The 15,655-nt window shown below is 67.1% G+C and carries 15 protein-coding genes; 6 read left to right on the forward strand and 9 right to left on the reverse strand.

From position 1 onward, the window contains the following. Positions 1 to 2: 2 nt before the first annotated feature. The 5 genes from D187_RS33055 to D187_RS33075 form a co-directional block, all read right to left on the reverse strand. The gene (locus D187_RS33055) at positions 3 to 1,145 is read right to left on the reverse strand and encodes a polysaccharide deacetylase family protein (protein ID WP_002630526.1); all 1,143 of its coding nucleotides are present in this window, start codon (positions 1,143 to 1,145) and stop codon (positions 3 to 5) included. A 19-nt stretch (positions 1,146 to 1,164) separates the two neighbouring features. Next, the gene (locus D187_RS33060; protein WP_002630527.1) at positions 1,165 to 2,355 is read right to left on the reverse strand and encodes a DUF2135 domain-containing protein; all 1,191 of its coding nucleotides are present in this window, start codon (positions 2,353 to 2,355) and stop codon (positions 1,165 to 1,167) included. A gap of 151 nt (positions 2,356 to 2,506) precedes the next feature. Next, positions 2,507 to 3,673 (reverse strand): hypothetical protein, encoded by a 1,167-nt coding sequence (locus D187_RS33065; RefSeq protein ID WP_002630528.1) that lies wholly within the window; start codon positions 3,671 to 3,673, stop codon positions 2,507 to 2,509. A gap of 3 nt (positions 3,674 to 3,676) precedes the next feature. Further along, positions 3,677 to 4,975: a hypothetical protein gene (locus D187_RS33070; RefSeq protein ID WP_002630529.1), complete on the reverse strand. Its 1,299-nt coding sequence runs from the start codon at positions 4,973 to 4,975 to the stop codon at positions 3,677 to 3,679. 180 nt (positions 4,976 to 5,155) lie between these two features. Then, positions 5,156 to 5,440, reverse strand: coding sequence for a hypothetical protein (locus D187_RS33075; protein ID WP_002630530.1), 285 nt, complete (start codon positions 5,438 to 5,440; stop codon positions 5,156 to 5,158). A 138-nt stretch (positions 5,441 to 5,578) separates the two neighbouring features. Between D187_RS33075 and D187_RS33080 the strand changes: the two genes are divergently transcribed. The 5 genes from D187_RS33080 (at position 5,579) to D187_RS33100 (ending at position 11,479) form a co-directional block, all read left to right on the forward strand. After that, positions 5,579 to 5,839: an NAD(P)-dependent oxidoreductase gene (locus D187_RS33080; RefSeq protein ID WP_002630531.1), complete on the forward strand. Its 261-nt coding sequence runs from the start codon at positions 5,579 to 5,581 to the stop codon at positions 5,837 to 5,839. 432 nt (positions 5,840 to 6,271) lie between these two features. Further along, entirely contained in the window at positions 6,272 to 6,730 is a 459-nt protein-coding gene (locus D187_RS33085; protein ID WP_043432634.1) for an immunity 26/phosphotriesterase HocA family protein, read from the forward strand. A gap of 136 nt (positions 6,731 to 6,866) precedes the next feature. Next, complete coding sequence (locus D187_RS33090; RefSeq protein WP_002630533.1) at positions 6,867 to 8,384, forward strand: carboxylesterase/lipase family protein; 1,518 nt, start codon at positions 6,867 to 6,869, stop codon at positions 8,382 to 8,384. A gap of 193 nt (positions 8,385 to 8,577) precedes the next feature. Then, entirely contained in the window at positions 8,578 to 10,998 is a 2,421-nt protein-coding gene (locus D187_RS33095; RefSeq protein WP_002630534.1) for a GxGYxYP domain-containing protein, read from the forward strand. 130 nt (positions 10,999 to 11,128) lie between these two features. Further along, positions 11,129 to 11,479 (forward strand): YbaN family protein, encoded by a 351-nt coding sequence (locus D187_RS33100; protein ID WP_002630535.1) that lies wholly within the window; start codon positions 11,129 to 11,131, stop codon positions 11,477 to 11,479. A gap of 45 nt (positions 11,480 to 11,524) precedes the next feature. Here the strand turns inward: D187_RS33100 and D187_RS33105 are convergent, their stop codons facing one another. From D187_RS33105 to D187_RS33120, 4 genes are all read right to left on the reverse strand, one after another. Beyond that, positions 11,525 to 12,202 carry a tetratricopeptide repeat protein gene (locus D187_RS33105; protein ID WP_002630536.1) on the reverse strand — a complete coding sequence of 226 codons (678 nt, stop codon included), beginning with the start codon at positions 12,200 to 12,202 and terminating at the stop codon, positions 11,525 to 11,527. Between the two features lie 209 nt (positions 12,203 to 12,411). After that, complete coding sequence (locus D187_RS33110; protein ID WP_002630537.1) at positions 12,412 to 12,918, reverse strand: GNAT family N-acetyltransferase; 507 nt, start codon at positions 12,916 to 12,918, stop codon at positions 12,412 to 12,414. A 3-nt stretch (positions 12,919 to 12,921) separates the two neighbouring features. Next, positions 12,922 to 14,040 carry a mannan-binding protein gene (locus D187_RS33115; protein WP_002630538.1) on the reverse strand — a complete coding sequence of 373 codons (1,119 nt, stop codon included), beginning with the start codon at positions 14,038 to 14,040 and terminating at the stop codon, positions 12,922 to 12,924. A 69-nt stretch (positions 14,041 to 14,109) separates the two neighbouring features. After that, entirely contained in the window at positions 14,110 to 14,520 is a 411-nt protein-coding gene (locus D187_RS33120) for a RidA family protein (RefSeq protein ID WP_002630539.1), read from the reverse strand. Positions 14,521 to 14,626: 106 nt separating this feature from the next. Here D187_RS33120 and D187_RS33125 point away from each other — a divergent pair, with 106 nt between their 5' ends. After that, positions 14,627 to 15,532 (forward strand): LysR family transcriptional regulator, encoded by a 906-nt coding sequence (locus D187_RS33125; protein WP_002630540.1) that lies wholly within the window; start codon positions 14,627 to 14,629, stop codon positions 15,530 to 15,532. Positions 15,533 to 15,655: the final 123 nt, after the last annotated feature.

The following is a 15,655-nucleotide window of genomic DNA, read 5'->3' on the forward strand; positions in this document are numbered from 1 at the left end:
GCTCACAGCACTGCGCAGTCCTTCCAGGTGAGGCCCGTGTCCCGGGCGAAGTCCAGCAGCCGGGGCACCGCCTCGTGCACCTTGTCGTGCACGTCGTGGAAGAGGACGATGCCGCGCCGCCACAGCAGCATCAGGGTGACGACCCGGTCCGTGGTGGGCCCGGGCGCGACGGTGGCGTTCCAGTCCTGGGAGTCGATGTTCCAGAGCATCACCTCGCCGCCCTGGCCCGACAACCACCGGGTCAACTCCGGCGAGCGCTGTCCATAGGGGGGCCGGAAGAGGACCTTCCGGGTGCCCGCCAGGCCCAGGGTGGAGAGCCGCTCGCGCGAGCCCTCCACCGACTCCTTCCACGTGGCCAGCTTCTGGTGCGACACGTGCCGCTGTCCGTGGGAGCCGACGCACTGGCCCTGGTACAGCGCCTGGAGTGACGCCGCGCTCGTCCTTCCCAGGCGCGTCTCGAGCGCGTCGCCGAGCACGAAGAAGACGCCCTTGGCCTCCCGCGCGTTGAGCAGCGCCACCAGGCGGTCCGTGCCCTTGCCCGCGGGCGTGGGGCCATCGTCGAAGGTGAGCAGGAACTGCCGGTCCGGCCAGTCCGAGCCGGTGACTTCTCCGGGCCCGAGTGGGAGGATCTCACTGGTCGGGGAGGGGAACAGGGCCGCCAGCCGCAACTGCTCCTTCACGTAGAGCGTATAGAAGCGCGAGTCCATCGCCAGCCAGGCCTGGTACTCGGGGCCGAGGCCCGCCACGAACGCGCCGCCCAGCCGCACGACGTTCGCCGCGGTGGGCTCCTCCGCGCCGCAGCCCGGCTCGGAGGGAGCGCCACAGGCCGCCCGGGCCGCGCGCAGGTTGCGCGCCACGGTGTCCTTCACGCCCTCGAGCCAGCGGCGCACCGACTCGTCATGCACCTGCTTGACGCCGAGCAGGGCCGGAAACCCCTCCGCGCGGGCCTCCAGCTCTCCGAGCACGTGGGCGAACACGAGGTTCTCCGCGCGCGAGGCGAGATCGAAGTCCTGCGACGAGCGCAGCGGCCGGGGCCAGAGGGAGCGATCCGCGACCGCGACCTCCTTGGGACCCGCGGCCCGGGAGGAGGCACCGGACAGCAGCGCGAGGAGGGGGAGGGTGAGGGACAGGGAGCGGAGGTTCATGGGGTGGGGGAGTCCAAGGTCAGTTCTGGCCGAGCTTCTGCTTCATCTTCTCGATGCCACCGCGGTAGGCGGGATGATCCTTGTGCCCGAGCGCGGACTGATAGCTGTCGAGCGCCTCGGCCCACAGGCCATCGTTCTCGTAGACGCGGGCGATGTTGAAATAGGAGCTGGCCTTCACCGTGTCGGCCTGGGGCCCGGAGGCCAGGGCAACGGCCTTGCGGTTGGCCCACAGCGCCTCGGCGCTGCGGTTGAGCTTCTGGTACGCGAGACCGAGGTTGCTGTACGCCTGCCCGTGCTCGGGGTTGTTGGCGATGGCCTCGAGATAGAGCGACACCGCCTCGTCGAGCTTCTTGGCGTGGTAGGCGGCCTCGCCCTTCTTGTTGAGCGTGTCGGCGAGAGAGAGCTGCGCGCTCGTCACGGCCGGCGCGGACTTGAGCTCCTCTCCGCGCAGGCGCTTGAGCAAGCCGCCCACCTGCTCGCCGGTCTTCACGTCGGCGAACGTGTTGAGATCGTAGAACTCCCCATTCTCCCCGATGCCGAACACCACCCAGGTGTTGCCCTCCACGCCCGAGGGGGGCGTGAACGTGCGCACCAGGGACGAGCCCACGTAGACGAACACCTTGGCCTGGGCCCGGGTGGACAGCGTCGTGGAGCCCAGGGCGTCCGCCTCGGAGTAGTTGTGCACGGCGTAGAGGTACTTCACCCCGGGCTTCTTCTTCTCCAGGGTGATGGTCTCCGGACCGAAGCCCGATCGGTCATCCACGTCGAGGTTGGCCAGGTCTCCCTTCTGCCGGGAGAAGTAGACGTGGGAGGAGGCGTGGACGAGGTGCGAGTCGAGGTCCGCGGGGCGCTCGCCCCAGTTGAGCACGATGCGCAGCCCGTCCAGGTTGCGGGTCATCACCGGGCTCAACGCATACGTCAATCCCTTGCAGGGGCAGCGGGCCACGAGGTTGGAATACCCCTCCTTCTTGATGATGAGATTGACCGAGCCGTCATCCAGGCCGCCCGGCGGCGTGTCGAATTGGAAGGAACCATCCGCCGCCGTGGTGCCCTGCGCCGAGGCCTCTCCGTTCTTCTGCAGGATGACCTGGGCGCCGGAGATGGCCTGATCCTTCACCGTGGCGCTGAGGACCTGGACCCGGACGGGCTCGGCGCCGAGCGCGCTCAGAGGCAGGCCGAGGGTGAGTGCCAGCGCGAGAAACCGCTTCATGTCGTGTGCTCCCTTGGGGGGTGGATGACACGACGGGGTTAGCAAGGGGCACGCCACCCCCTCGCTCCCTCGGAAGGCCTGGGGAGGAGGCCGAGAGGCGTGGTCCCCGGTCCGCATCCGCGTGTCCGGGGAGCCTCATGGGGCCACGGCTTCAGCGGAAGTAGCTCTGGGAGATGTCCACCGAGTAGCCCAGTTCCAGCGTGGGCGCGGAGGCCGCCACGAGGTACTGGCGGAAGTCGAGCACCTTGCCGGGCAGGGACGTCGAGGCGTCCGGGGCCTCCTCGGTCCTCGCTTCGTCCGGCTCCATGCTGCCGCCCTCGCGCCGATAGTTGAAGACGGCGGGGAAGTGCGCCCGCGCTCGAATCGACGCCACCGGCCAGGACACCCGGGGCAGCGCCAGCTTCAACCGGCCGGACAGGTGGAAGACACCCAGATCCCGCGTCAGCACCACCTCCAGCGTGGCCTCCGTCTCGCCCACCCGCGTCGGCGCCACCTTCACGAGCAACCGGCCCTCCTTCTCCTCGGGCACGAGCGGCGCGGAGTCGAGCAGCACCCGCTCGAGGTGGTGGCCCTCGGGCAACGTCAGCTCCAGGGGCTGCTCACGATCCAGACGCAGCGCGTAGCGCACCCGCAGGCTGGCCTTGCCCTCGAGCGTGGACACCCAGGTGGCGTGGGCCTCGGGGATGCTCGGCTCCAGCGGAGGACGAATCACCTGGCGCGCCACCTTCGGCGCGACGGTGGTGCGCCAGCCCACCCGCAGCACGCCCTGCCGGGGATACACGTCCACCTCCTCGCCCGAGGCGAGCGCCGGCTCCGTCAGGGTGAAGGCCGTGGCATCCGCCTCCAACCGCAGCGGCACCGGCGTGACGTGGGGGCCGAAGCGCAGTTGCGCCTGACGCTCGGGGCCCACCGCCGTGGGCCGCAGGATGAAGCTCACGTCGAAGACATGGCGGCCGGGCCGCCGCGTCACCAACGTCAGGTGCTCGTCCAGGGCCGCCACCGTGGCGCCCCCCAGCGTGGGCAACGCGGTCAGGTATGTGTCCGCGTCGAGCCGCAAGAGCTTCACCTGCGTCCAGCTTCCATCGGCGAGCACCTCCACCTCGAAGTGCGCCTCCACCAGCAGAGCCTCCGCGGTGAGACGTCCCTTGAGCTGGCTCTGCACCACCAGGGCGCGCGCGGGGGGCTCGGGGGGCGCGGCTTCGTGCTCCTTCCGTTCGTAGAGCTCGAGCAGTTCCGGGAGGGGCACCGTCGCCGAGCCCGAGGCCAGGACATCCGTGGTGGTCAACAACAACCCGAGTACGAGAGAGGGCATCCTCATGGGTCACATCGCTTCCTGGGGAGAGGAGGGGGCGCGCGGCGGCTCGCCGCCTGGGGGGAGATCCGACAGCAGGGCGCGCACTTCGGCGCGGGTGGACAGGGCCATGAGCCCGAGCAGCGCCGCGAGGATCTCCAGGGTGTAGATGAGGCCGGTGTAGCCCTGGAGGATGACGGCGGTGGTGGGCACCACGAGGGTGGCGGCCCAGACGGCGGCCAGCCGGGAGGTGCGCTCGTGGGGGTAGAGGCGCCGGGCGTAGAGCACCACGGCGGCGCCCATTCCCGCGGTGGCCAGCACGTAGGCCACGTAGAAGTTCATGAAGGCGGCGAGGTAGGCGAGCAGCACGAAGTAGAAGCCATACGCGGCGGCGAGCAGGTAGGTCTCGTAGATGGCGAGGGGCCGCCGGTGGTGGAGGCTGAAGGCGGCCAGCAGCGCCATCAGGCCGAGGAAGGGCACCCAGGCGCGGCGGGCCATGGTGGAGATGAGCTCGTCATAGGCCTCCACCGAGGGGAGGATGACGCCCAGGCTCACCCCGGACTCGAGCGACTGGAAGGCCCAGTCGAGCACCACCGTGCCGTTGCCGGTCTCCACCTTGCTGGCGGCGAGGACCTGGGGCGGATAGTCGTAGTTCTCGCCTCCCGTCACGTTCAGTTGCAGACGCACGTCGTGGGCGGGCAGGGAGGGGTCCAGCTTGTACAGGAAGGAGTCGAGGCCCCGGGCGCGGTAGCGGATGGAGAAGCGGCGCGTGGCGCCCTGGGGGATGCGGCCCGTCCAGACGAGCCGGTTGCCGGACTCGCCCATGTCCAGGTCCGCCTCGGCCCCATCCACGAGGAAGCTCAAGTCGGACAGGAGCACCTGGGACTTGTCCATCTCGATGGGGAAGATGAAGGCCACGTCGATGTCATGGCCCTCGCGGTTGACGGCGGCGTAGTCGGCCGAGAGGGTGAAGTCGAAGCCGGAGAAGTAGCGCAGGCCGCGCTTGCGGTAGTTCATCCCCGCCTGCACCTGCACGTGCTGTTGAGCGAAGGGCAGGGGCTTGAGCTCGGTGAAGAGGGTGCCGCTCTGCACGTAGCGCAACGAGGGCGCGGGCTGCACGACGGGGGCACCCCAGCGCTCCATGACGCCGCGCTCCAGCTCCGAGCTGGCGAAGTCCGTCCGGTCCACCATCTGGCCGGAGATGACGGCGGTGGCGAAGAGGACGATGGCGAGGCTGCCGAGGACGTGGTGACGGATGAGCCACGCGCCGGCGCGCCGGGCGAGGCTCGGGGCCGGTCGCGGAGGAGGAGGAGGCGTGTCGAGGATCATGGAGCCGGAGAGTGGATCTCCGGCGTGCAACCCGGATGGGGGAGCGGTGCACCCGCCGAGGAATGTTCGTGCAGAATTCGTGGCGACGCGGCCGGAGGCGGACACGGAATCCGTCGCCAGCCCGCTGTCAGGAGCCGCCGATCGCTGGTGGCTCCTGGCGAGGCGCGGAGCGGCTTGGGCTCAACCCCCGACGGGGCAGAACTCGACGTTGACGTCCGTGTAGTAGAGCGACGTCCCACCATGCTGGAAGGCGGTGTTGGAGTCGCAATTGCACTCCCAACGGCCGACCTCGGTGAGCTTCGCCGGCTCCGCGTAGAAGATCCGCTCGAACTGCTTGTGGTTGCACGCCGGGAGCATGTCCTCCCGCGTGGCGAGGTCCGTCTGCTCGTCCATGGGCGCCTCGACACCGCCACAGCCCACGAGCCAGCCGGCACCCAACAGCGCGACGATCCTTGTCATCTTCATGTATGGCTTCCTTGTTGGATTCCCGAATTGTTTGTACGCATGGGAACTCCACCGGGGAGGGTAATACACTTTTGGCGCGCGCCTGCTCGAGGAATCTTCGTGCGGGATTCGTGGCGGCCCCGGGTAGGCTTGCCGACCATGCGCATCGCCTTCATCAGCCGGAGTTCCGGCTACCGTCCGCTCGCCGAGCGCCTCGCCGCGAAGCTGCCGGCCCACGAGGTGGTCGTCCGGGGGACGAGCCGGCCGCTGGTCTTGGAGGGGGTCGAGCGGGCTTTGAAGACCGAGGCGATGGAGGTGGCGCTGCGCTCGGAACGGCTCGGGGGGGCGGGGCTGGACGTCTTCTGGCAGGAGCCGGTGGATCCCCGGCATCCGATCCTTCTGCTCCGCGTGGGTTCATGATGCGGCCCGCGGTAGCCCTGCTGCTGCTCCTGTTCCTCGTAGGTTGCGGTAGTGCAACGCGAGGCTTCCGCCCCACGACCAGTCAGCACACGTTTCATTACTCTGGGATGTATGGGACTGCTCCTGCCCAGGGCGCTTCCAACGGGGGCAAGACGAATCGGGGCCGCATCTATGCGACCTACACGAAGTTCAATCCCCAGACCAGACGCTATTACTCAGGGCGCACCAGCATGGTGGTCGACTTGAACAAGCCCCTTCGCCCACAGGCAATTGATCGATTCCCTTGGGGGCGCCCAATCCGACACTCATCAACCATATCGAACTGAGAACGTCCAGCGCGGCGTGGCGAAAGACAATCCGCTGGGCAGGCTGTTCCACGACGCCGCGACGAAGCAATGGGGCCAACTCCATCCCTACACTGGAGCTTGAGAAATGCGCAAACATAAGCACACGACAGGAGCATTTGTCAGAATTGCCCTCGCCGATGGGTCTTTTGCCTATGCGAGGTTGCTCGAGTCGCCGTATGCAGCCTTCTACAACTACAGAACCACGAGCCCGGACTCTGATCTGGACAGGATTGCGTCAAGCCCCATCCTCTTTAAAATTGCTATCCGCCATCTGGCCCTGAAGGAGTGGGAGGTCATTGGGCAGAGGAAACTGGAGGATCAACTGACCCAGCCTGTTGTTCAATTCATGCAGGACCTGGGAGACTTCCGGCGTTGTACCATCTTCGACACCGCTGGCCATGAGAGAGCTGCTGAGCCCCAGGAATGCGTGGGGGTTGAGCGGGCGGCGGTCTGGGAACGGGAATCAGTTGAGGGACGCCTGCTGGATACCTTCCTGGGAAGGCCCAATGCCGATGAGGAGCACCTGAAGGTACGTCTGCTCTGACCCGGGCCGCCCACTGGCGGAGTACTCAGTACCCGGCACAGTCCCGCCCCGCTGTCAATGCAGTGAAACGCTCATATCTCGCCGCGAAGGCCATGCTGTAGATGAATGACTTCACTCGAATTGAAGGGGAGCATTCATGACGAGCAACAGCACACCCGTCATCAGCACACAGGAGGGTCTCGTCCAGGGCAAGGTCGAGAACGATGTCTTCGTGTTCAAGGGCATCCCCTACGCGAAGCCGCCCGTGGACAACCTGCGTTGGCGCCCGCCCGAGCCCGTCATCCCCTGGAAGCATGTGCGTCAGGCGATGGACCGCGTCCCCTCGTCCTTCCAGAACGCGGAGGAGTGCAGGAGGAGCGGCGGCGGCGATCCCGAGCCGCTCAGCGAGGACTGTCTCTATCTCAACGTCTGGATGCCCCCGTTCGAGGAGGGCTCCAAGCCGTCCGGTCTTCCCGTCATGGTGTGGATCCACGGCGGGGCCTACATCATCGGCGCGGGAGATCTGCCCATCTACAACGGCTCGCCCCTGGTGAAGAAGGGCGCGATCGTGGTCACGTTCAACTACCGGCTCGGGCAGCTGGGCTTCTTCTCCCACCCGGCGCTGGACGCGGAGAATCCCCAGAAGCCCATCAACAACTTCGGCCTGCTCGATCAGATCGCCGCGCTCCAGTGGGTGCAGCGCAACATCGCCCAGTTCGGTGGTGATCCCAACAACGTGACCATCTTCGGCCAGTCCGCGGGTGGCAAGAGCGTGCTGGCGCTGTTCTGCACGCCGCTCGCCAAGGGGCTCTTCCACAAGGGCATCGCCCAGAGCGTGTACGGACTGCCCGAGGCCACACAGGAGAAGGCGCGCGAGCGCGGCATCAACTTCGCCACGCTCGCGGGCCTGCCGGGCAAGGACGCCACGGCCGAGCAGCTGCGCAAGCTGGACGCGAGCACGCTCTGGTCCCTCGTCCCGGAGAAACCCAAGGAGACACCTGTCTCCAACGCGCCCGTCGCCATCGTGGGAGACATCGTGCTCTCCGAGCCCATCGCCGATACCTTCAAGGCGGGCACCGAGGCGAAGTTGCCCCTCATCCTCGGCAACACCAGCGACGACTCGAGCATCGTGAGTGACTTCGGCGTCGATCCGGTCGACGTGATCAAGAAGCTGCGGGAGAAGAACATCTACGTGGGGCCGCTCTACCCCGACATCAAGAACGACGACGCGGAGCTGGGTCGACAGGTGTGCCGGGACCTGCTCTTCACCGTGGTGCCCCGCCTGCTCGCGCAGCAGCACGGCAAGCGCGAGCGGACCTGGCGGTACTACTTCGAGTACACCGCCAGACTGCTGCGTCCGCGCAACCGTCTCGGCGTCCGCCATGGCGACGAGGTCCCCTACGTCTTCGGCACGGCCGAGATGTGCCCGCCCAATGAGGGCTTCTTCGACGACGACGACAGGACCTTCCAGGAGCGCGTCAATCAGTACTGGTTCGAGTTCGCCCGCACCGGCAATCCCACCAAGGAAGGGGACCCCGACTTCTGGCCCAATCACGTGGGCGACTCGGATTACACCCAGATCCTCGGTGAGACGATCTCGGCGAAGAAGAACTTCATGAAGGCTCGCCTGGATGCCTTCATCCTGGCCATCGGTTTGGGCAATCTCTTCGAGTAATGTCCCCTGGAGCGGAGGGACGCGTGTCCCTCCGTGCTGGCCTGTGTTGAGACTTTCACGTTAATCTTGATTTGATGGGGTGGAGAGGTGTATCAAGCGGGGGGCCTCCGCCGCTACTCCTCGCCGACCGTCATCGCGTGGCCCGCCTGCATGGGTGTGCGTCAACGATGTCGGAATCGGGAGAGATCGACTCATGAAGATTCATCGGTGGGCCCGGTGGGCGCCCGTCTTCGCCTTGACCCTGACGGCCCCCGCGGTGGCCCTGGCGGCTGGACTCACCTGGCCCGCGAATCAGGTGCTCCCGTCCTTCAGCGCGCCCGCGGCGACGCTGGACGTGATGGACCTGACCGCTGCCCGGGAGGACGAGGCGGCGCTCTTCACGACCCTCAAGGGGCTCGTCAACAGGACCCAGCCCCGCATCTTCACGTATGACACCGCCGTACGCGGCCAGGATGGCCGGTATGGCTGGCTCAATTCGCTGGGGCTTGGCTACACGGATGTGGCCGACAACTGGAGCCTCCTGAGCAAGTACAGGAGCGAGGTCGCGGGCATCGTCATCTACGACACCGCGGTGCCCGACACGCTGAACCTGGCCACCACCCTCGCGGGTCTGCGCGATGGCGTCGTCGCCTCCCCGGAGCTGGCCTCCCGGCTGACGTCCGCTCCCTACAACCTGCCCATCCTCATGGACCTGCGCGGCAGGTTCACGACGAAACTCCAGGTCTACCAGTACCTGTACGACAACCACTGGTCCCAGGTGACGCACCGGGTGCTCATCGGACTCGCGCCGGGCATCAAGGGCTTCCTGCGGGACTACGCCACGGCCACGAAGATGGCCGTCGTGTGGCTGGATCCCCGGGTCGCCGCGGAGGACTCGCTGCTCAGGAAGTTCCTGGTGGCCATGCCCTACGGCAGCGGGGGCATCTACATGGGCTGGTGGCCGGAAGAGGCCTCGGGCGTCCAGCGCGTCTCCGAGTACGGCATCTCCACGGTGGCCAGTGACTTCGCCTCGAACCTGACGGTGTTCGGAGGGACGTCCCGGGCGGTGAACGTCAAACCCGTGCCCAACAAGCCCCCGCTGGGCAACAAGATCTACATCACGCTCATCCTGAGCGATGGGGACAACCTCCAGTACGTGGAGCACCTCTTCAAGAAGCTCTGGGACAGCCCCGCCCGGGGACAGGTTCCCATCGGGTGGACCATCTCACCCGCCATGCTGGATGCCATGCCCGGCGTGCTGAACTACCTGCACGCCACCGCCACGCCCAATGACAACCTCATCTCGGGCCCGACCGGGCTGGGCTACACCTATCCCAACTACTGGGGGAACGCGTCCCATCTGGACAACTACGTGGCGCTGACCGGCGACTACATGAACCGCGCGGGACTGAAGGTCCTCACCGTGTGGAACAAGATCGACGGGGCCACGAACACGAACGTGGGCAACTCCTTCGCGTACAACGCGCCGTCCCTCCTGGGGTTGACCGCGCAGAACGCGGGTGGCGGCATCACGGTGTACAACAACCTCCTGCCGAGCCAGGGCCTCAATGCCACGTACTGCCCCACGGAGAGCTCGATGATCTCGGAGATCAACAAAGCCATCTCCGGCTGGAACGGCACGTCTCCCCGGTTCGTCAGCATCCAGGCCAATCCGTGGGAGGGCAACAGCATCCAGAGCTTCGTCAACGTGGTGAACGCCTTCAAGGGCAACGGCAACATCGTCTTCGTGAGGCCGGACACCTACTTCCAGCTCATGCGCGAGTCCTACCTCCTGCCCACGGATCCCTCCACGGTGGTGAAGACGTACGAGGCGGAGACGACGAGCTATGCCGCCTCGCCCTTCTCGCACACGGTCGGCCGCTCGAGCGACAATGGCTGGACGGCGAACGTCTCCCAGGACAACGCGGGCATGATGCTCTACGGCCCCTATGTCTCGACCTTCCCGGCCGGGCCACTCTCCACCACGTTCAAGATGAAGATCGACGCCAACACCGGCACCAACGATCACGTCGTGACGCTCGATGTCCGGGATGCCACCACGGGGCTCGTGTTGACGTCGTTCGATGTCTACCGCCACCAGTTCAAGGCCGCGGGCGTCTATCAGGACTTCAGCCTGACCTATGAGAACGTCGCCGGCCATCAGCTCGAGTTCCGGGCCGACTACAAGGACCGGGCCGCCCTCAACATCGACAAGGTCACGACGACGACCCGCCTCGGCCAGTACGAGGCGGAAGGGGCCGTGGTGGCGCATCACGCCGGACGCTCGAGCGGCGATGGTTGGCAGGCCTCGCCCTCCCTCGACGCGGCCGGGCACATGGTCTACGGCCCCTATGACGCCCAGGTGCCGGTTGGAAACCGGAAGGTGACGTTCCGGGTGAAGACGGACAACAACTCGCTCGGCGCCCAGGTGGTCGCGACCGTGGACGTGAGGGACAACACCACGGGAGCCGTCCTCGCGAGCATGGACCTGACGTCTCAACAGTTCGCCGCCGCCCACCAGTACCAGGACTTCCGCCTGGGCTTCCCGCAGACGGCGCTCAACCGCGTGCTCGAATACCGGGTCCACTTCCCCAGGACCGCGACGATCACCGTGGACCGGATCACCCTGCACTGAGCGGACACCCCCAGGGGGGCTCGCGGAGTGGCTCCTGGTGTATACGAGGGGGGTGCCAGACGAACCGACGATGGAGCCATCTTCCCCGAGCGCCGAAGAGGGCCGGAACCGGCGCCTCCGACCCCTCTTCATGGCGTTCGGTTTCGTGTGTGTCGGCCTGGGGATGCTCGGCGCGTTCCTGCCGCTGCTGCCCGCGATGCCCTTCCTGCTCCTGGCGTTGTGGGCGTTCTCGCGCAGCTCGCCCCGCTTCCATCACTGGCTGTACACGCACCCGCACTTCGGGCCTCGGCTCCAGGAATGGAAACAGTACGGCACCGTGCCGGTGAAGGTGAAGGCGAGCGCGATCTCCGCCATGGGGGTGAGCTTCGCGCTCATGACCTTCGTGCTGCGTGTGCCGTGGCCCGTGCTGGCCGTCTCCGGGTCGCTGATGCTCGTCGGGGCGGCGTACATTCTCAGCCGCCCCAGCCGTCCACCCGGCTGAGCGCTCGGCTCCATCCCGTGGGCTCCCTGGCTGGGACGCCGCGCTTCAGTGCTTGCCTGGCTTGCGCGCGGCCGCCCCCGACTTGCCTCCCTTGGCGCCACAGGGGCCCTGGGTCTCCAGGCGTGCGAGCCACTCCATCACCTCGAGCCGGCGGGCGGAGTCGGAGTTGACCCGCTGGTGCTCCTCGAGCACGCGGTGGGCCTCGCACGGTTGGCGCGACTGCTCGTAGGCGGTGGCCAGGTGGTTGGCCACCTGGAACTGCTCCGGCTGGAGGCGGAAGGCCTCCTGGAAGTCACCCAGTGCCAGCTCGGACGCGCCACGGGACTGATGGGCCAGGGCCCGCCAGACCCGGTAGCTCGCGTTGCCCGGAGCACTCTCGATGAGTTCCGTGGCGTCCCGGATGGCCAGATCGAACTCACTCAGGCGGATGTGCGCCGAGTAGCTGATGGAGCGCAGCTGGGGGAACTTGCCGCACCGGGTGACGAAGTCGTCGGAGAACCGGATGCTTTCCCGCCAGTCGTCGGTGGAGAAGAGCGCCTGGGCGTACTGCACCGCCCGGGTCCGATCACAGGGCTCCTTCTCGAGCTGGCCCCGCAGCACCTCGACGGCCGGGTTCTTGGGCCCGTGGGACGTCCTCGCCGGCGCGGGAGCGGATGAAAGCCACGCCAGCAGCCCTCCGCCGAGCACGAGCGCGGCGGTGCCCAGGGTGAGGGATACCGCCACCCGCCGCGTCCGTCCCCGCCGGTGGAGGGCGGCGCACTCGGGACAGCGGCACCGTTCTCCCTCGATGACCGAGCACCCGGCGCAGATGGGCTGGAAGCACTCCCCACAGCTACGGGTCGCGGATACTCCTGGATGGCGGTGACAGGGCGTCGCGGGCATGGGGCGGGCCTTCTATCCCGCCCGGTTCCGCGGGAGCAAATCCACCCCGGTCACGGCTTCTGGCCCGGCGCGCGGTGCGAGAGGGCTCGCTCCATCCGGAAGTTGCGCAGCACCTCCCCGGCGACGGGCACCTCCTGGGCCGCGAGGACCGTGAAGCCGCGGCGCTCGAAGAACGGCCGGGCGGTGAGGCTGGCCTCGGTGTAGAGGCGCCCGAGGCCCTCCGCCTTCGCGCGGACCAGGATGTGATCGAACAGGGCCGAGGCGACCCCTCGTCCCTGATGGTCCGCGTGGACGAACAGCATGTCGATGTGGCCATCGGGTTCCAGGTCGCTGAAGCCGGCGATCTGGCCACCCACCTCGGCGACGAAGGTCGGCCTGGCCGCCAGGCGCTCGAGCCAACGCTCCCGGTCCATCCGCCCCGCCCAGGCCCGCACCTGGGCCTCGGTGTAGTCGCGCCGTGCCACCTGGAGCACCGCGGTGCGGAACAGGGCCATCAGGGCGTCCACGTCCGTGGGGCGGTAGTCACGCACGACGATGGCGGTGGAGGTCCGGTCCATGGGTCAGCGGCAGTTCGGGAAGTAGTCGGCATGCACCGCGGCCGCTCGCGTCCAGGAGTCGGCCCCCTTGCGAATGGACTCGGTCTTCACCGCTTTCAACAGGGCCGACAGGTACGCCATCTTGAAGCAACCTGCCTTCGCCTTGTCATCACCCGTGCGCGAGTCCTTGCACCATTTCTTGCCGATCCCTTCCAGGTGCGCCCGGCTCAGCTCCTTCCCCGGCTGGAACAGCGCATCCAGCTCCTTGCCAATGATATACACCGGGCGGTGTTTTCCTTCCGGGAGCAGCTTGGAAGTCTTGCGCGCGAGCTGCGAGGATTCCAGCCGCTGCCCGATGGCGGCCATGCAGCGGGTGAAGCTCTCCTCTTCCTTCAGGCAGTTCGCCTTGTCCTTGCCCATCTCCTCGGAGAGGACGTTGATGCCCACCGCATCATCACTGACGCTTTGAATGTCGCCGCTCGTCTCGCCGGTGGCGAACTGCACCGAAACGCCTCCGATCTCCAAGGTCGAGAAGGGAGTCTTCTCCGTCGTGGGCTGGGTGGCCAACCAGGCCAGCTCGCCCTCCGTCTTCCCCGAGATGATCTCCACCTGTTGGACGTGTCTGGAGAGGCGCCCACGCAGCTCCCGCATCTTGCGCTCCCCCTGCATTCCCTTCTGGCGGAAGCCCCCCGTGCCCAGCAGCACCACGCGGGTCGGAGCCAGGGCCGTGATCCGTTCACCCAGCTCCTTCTCCGCCATCCTCGAGTCCATGTCCGCCAGGGCGCCGAGCGTGGAATCCTTCTTCTGTTCCTGGGCCTTGGGTGGAGTGAGCTGACAGCCCTGGGGACCCCGCGCCACCTCGTAGCGCAGGAGCCGGGTGCCTGAAGAGCCCGCGTCGATGACGAGGTGCTCGAAGGGGGGCAGGGCACAGTGGCAGCTGGACGCCTTCTCGGGGAGCGCCGTCCGCCACTGTCCCGTCCAGTACTCATTCTGGGTGGAGCAGGTCGAGGGGCACTTGTCCTGGGCGTCGGAGTCGTCGCGAAGCAGTCCCGTCTCCACGTCGTGCGAGCTGGCCTCGGCCTGTTGTCCGAGGAAGAGCGTCGCCGCCACCGCGAGTGACAGCGCGCCGAACCGCCTCTTCATGGTCTCTCCTGGCATGAGCGCGTAGGATTATCGCGTCAGGGGCCGGTGGATCCACGGTCCTGACGTGAATCAGCCCACGACCGCGGTGGCTTCGATCTCGACGAGGACGCCCGGCTCGAAGAGCACGGAGACCCCGATCAGCGATGCCGGCGCCGGCGCGATCTTCAACTCCTCGGCGACCTGCTCGATGCCGGCGAGGAAGTCGGAGATCATCTCGCGCTTCCAGTCGACCACATAGACCGTCAGCCGGACGACGTCGCTGAACGTCGCCCCGGCGGCCGCGAGGGCGATGGCGACGTTGCGGTAGGCCTGCGCCACCTGTCCAGCCAGGTCACCCCGAGCGACGAGTTGGCCGTTCGCGTCATACGCGACCTGCCCCGCGACGTGCACCTGCCGGGTGCCGGTGGCAATCGCCACCTGTCGGTATCGGAGCGCGTCGGTATTCAGGAGTCCGGCGGGGTTGAGCAGGGTCACGGGCATGGGAGTTCTCCGAGTTGAAGGGGTGATGGCCGAGTCGTATACCGAGCCCATTGACGAATGGACGTCCCCACTCCGGCGACCTGGGCTCCACAAAGGACAGCCATCAATGAAACGCGCCAACCTGGATGAAATCTTCGCCTTCATGTCCGTCGTGGACGCGGGCAGCTTCGTGGGCGGCGGCCGGGCCATCGGACTGACGCGCTCGGCGGCTGGAAAGGCATTGGCCCGGCTGGAATCCCGCCTCGGGGTGCGCCTGCTCAATCGCACGACGCGCCACCTGAGCCTCACCGACGATGGCCGTGTCTTCCATGAGCATTGCATGAAAGTCCTGGCGGCCCTGGATGAAGCGGAGGCCAGCGTCGGGCAGCGCACGGGCACCCCCCGGGGAGTCCTGCGGCTCACCGTGCCCGGCGCCTTCGGCAGACTGCATGTCCTTCCCTTGCTGCGGGACTATCTGCGGACCTGGCCCGAGGTGCAGGCGGAGGTGAGCTTCACCGATCGCGTCGCGGACATCATCGAGGAGGGTTACGACCTGGCCGTGCGCATCGATGCCTCCAGCACCGATACCCGCCTGATTTCCCGGCTCGTGGCGCAACACCGGGCGATCATCTGTGCCGCGCCCTCCTACATCGAGGCGCGCGGTGAACCCGAATCGCTGGAGGAGCTCGCGACACATGATTGTCTGATATTCAGCAGCCGGACGCGACGACAGAGTTGGCGTCTGCGCCAGAAGGGTGGCCCCTGGGTGAAGGTGGAGGGGCGCAGCCGCCTTCGTCTCGACAGTGGCGAGGCGATCCGGGACGCGGCCGTCGCGGGACTGGGCATCGCCTATCTTCCCGGCTTCCTGGTCGACGAAGATCTGGCGAGTGGGCGGCTCGAGGCGCTGCTGCCGTCTTGCGAGCCGGTGGACGTGCCGATCATGGCGATCTACCCGAGCAAACGTCACCTGCCCGCGAAGGTGCGACGCTTCATCGACCTGATGGTCGAGCGATGGAGCGCGAAGTCGCGCTAATCCAATCGTTCAGCGCGCCAGGAGAAACCAGGAATTCTTCTTACGAATACGGCTTTTCTGGGGTATCTAGCTTTCGCTTGCCTGCCATGGCAGGTTTTCTTGCCCCCCGAGAAAACAAGAAAG

The organism is Cystobacter fuscus DSM 2262 (genome assembly GCF_000335475.2).
Lineage (GTDB): Bacteria > Myxococcota > Myxococcia > Myxococcales > Myxococcaceae > Cystobacter > Cystobacter fuscus.

Coding starts and splice junctions, on each gene's coding strand:
- D187_RS33055 (WP_002630526.1), bottom strand. CDS start 1,145: ATGAACCTCCGCTCCCTGTCCCTCACCCTCCCCCTCCTCGCGCTGCTG.
- D187_RS33060 (WP_002630527.1), bottom strand. CDS start 2,355: ATGAAGCGGTTTCTCGCGCTGGCACTCACCCTCGGCCTGCCTCTGAGC.
- D187_RS33065 (WP_002630528.1), bottom strand. CDS start 3,673: ATGAGGATGCCCTCTCTCGTACTCGGGTTGTTGTTGACCACCACGGAT.
- D187_RS33070 (WP_002630529.1), bottom strand. CDS start 4,975: ATGATCCTCGACACGCCTCCTCCTCCTCCGCGACCGGCCCCGAGCCTC.
- D187_RS33075 (WP_002630530.1), bottom strand. CDS start 5,440: ATGAAGATGACAAGGATCGTCGCGCTGTTGGGTGCCGGCTGGCTCGTG.
- D187_RS33080 (WP_002630531.1), top strand. CDS start 5,579: ATGCGCATCGCCTTCATCAGCCGGAGTTCCGGCTACCGTCCGCTCGCC.
- D187_RS33085 (WP_043432634.1), top strand. CDS start 6,272: ATGCGCAAACATAAGCACACGACAGGAGCATTTGTCAGAATTGCCCTC.
- D187_RS33090 (WP_002630533.1), top strand. CDS start 6,867: ATGACGAGCAACAGCACACCCGTCATCAGCACACAGGAGGGTCTCGTC.
- D187_RS33095 (WP_002630534.1), top strand. CDS start 8,578: ATGAAGATTCATCGGTGGGCCCGGTGGGCGCCCGTCTTCGCCTTGACC.
- D187_RS33100 (WP_002630535.1), top strand. CDS start 11,129: ATGGCGTTCGGTTTCGTGTGTGTCGGCCTGGGGATGCTCGGCGCGTTC.
- D187_RS33110 (WP_002630537.1), bottom strand. CDS start 12,918: ATGGACCGGACCTCCACCGCCATCGTCGTGCGTGACTACCGCCCCACG.
- D187_RS33115 (WP_002630538.1), bottom strand. CDS start 14,040: ATGAAGAGGCGGTTCGGCGCGCTGTCACTCGCGGTGGCGGCGACGCTC.
- D187_RS33120 (WP_002630539.1), bottom strand. CDS start 14,520: ATGCCCGTGACCCTGCTCAACCCCGCCGGACTCCTGAATACCGACGCG.
- D187_RS33125 (WP_002630540.1), top strand. CDS start 14,627: ATGAAACGCGCCAACCTGGATGAAATCTTCGCCTTCATGTCCGTCGTG.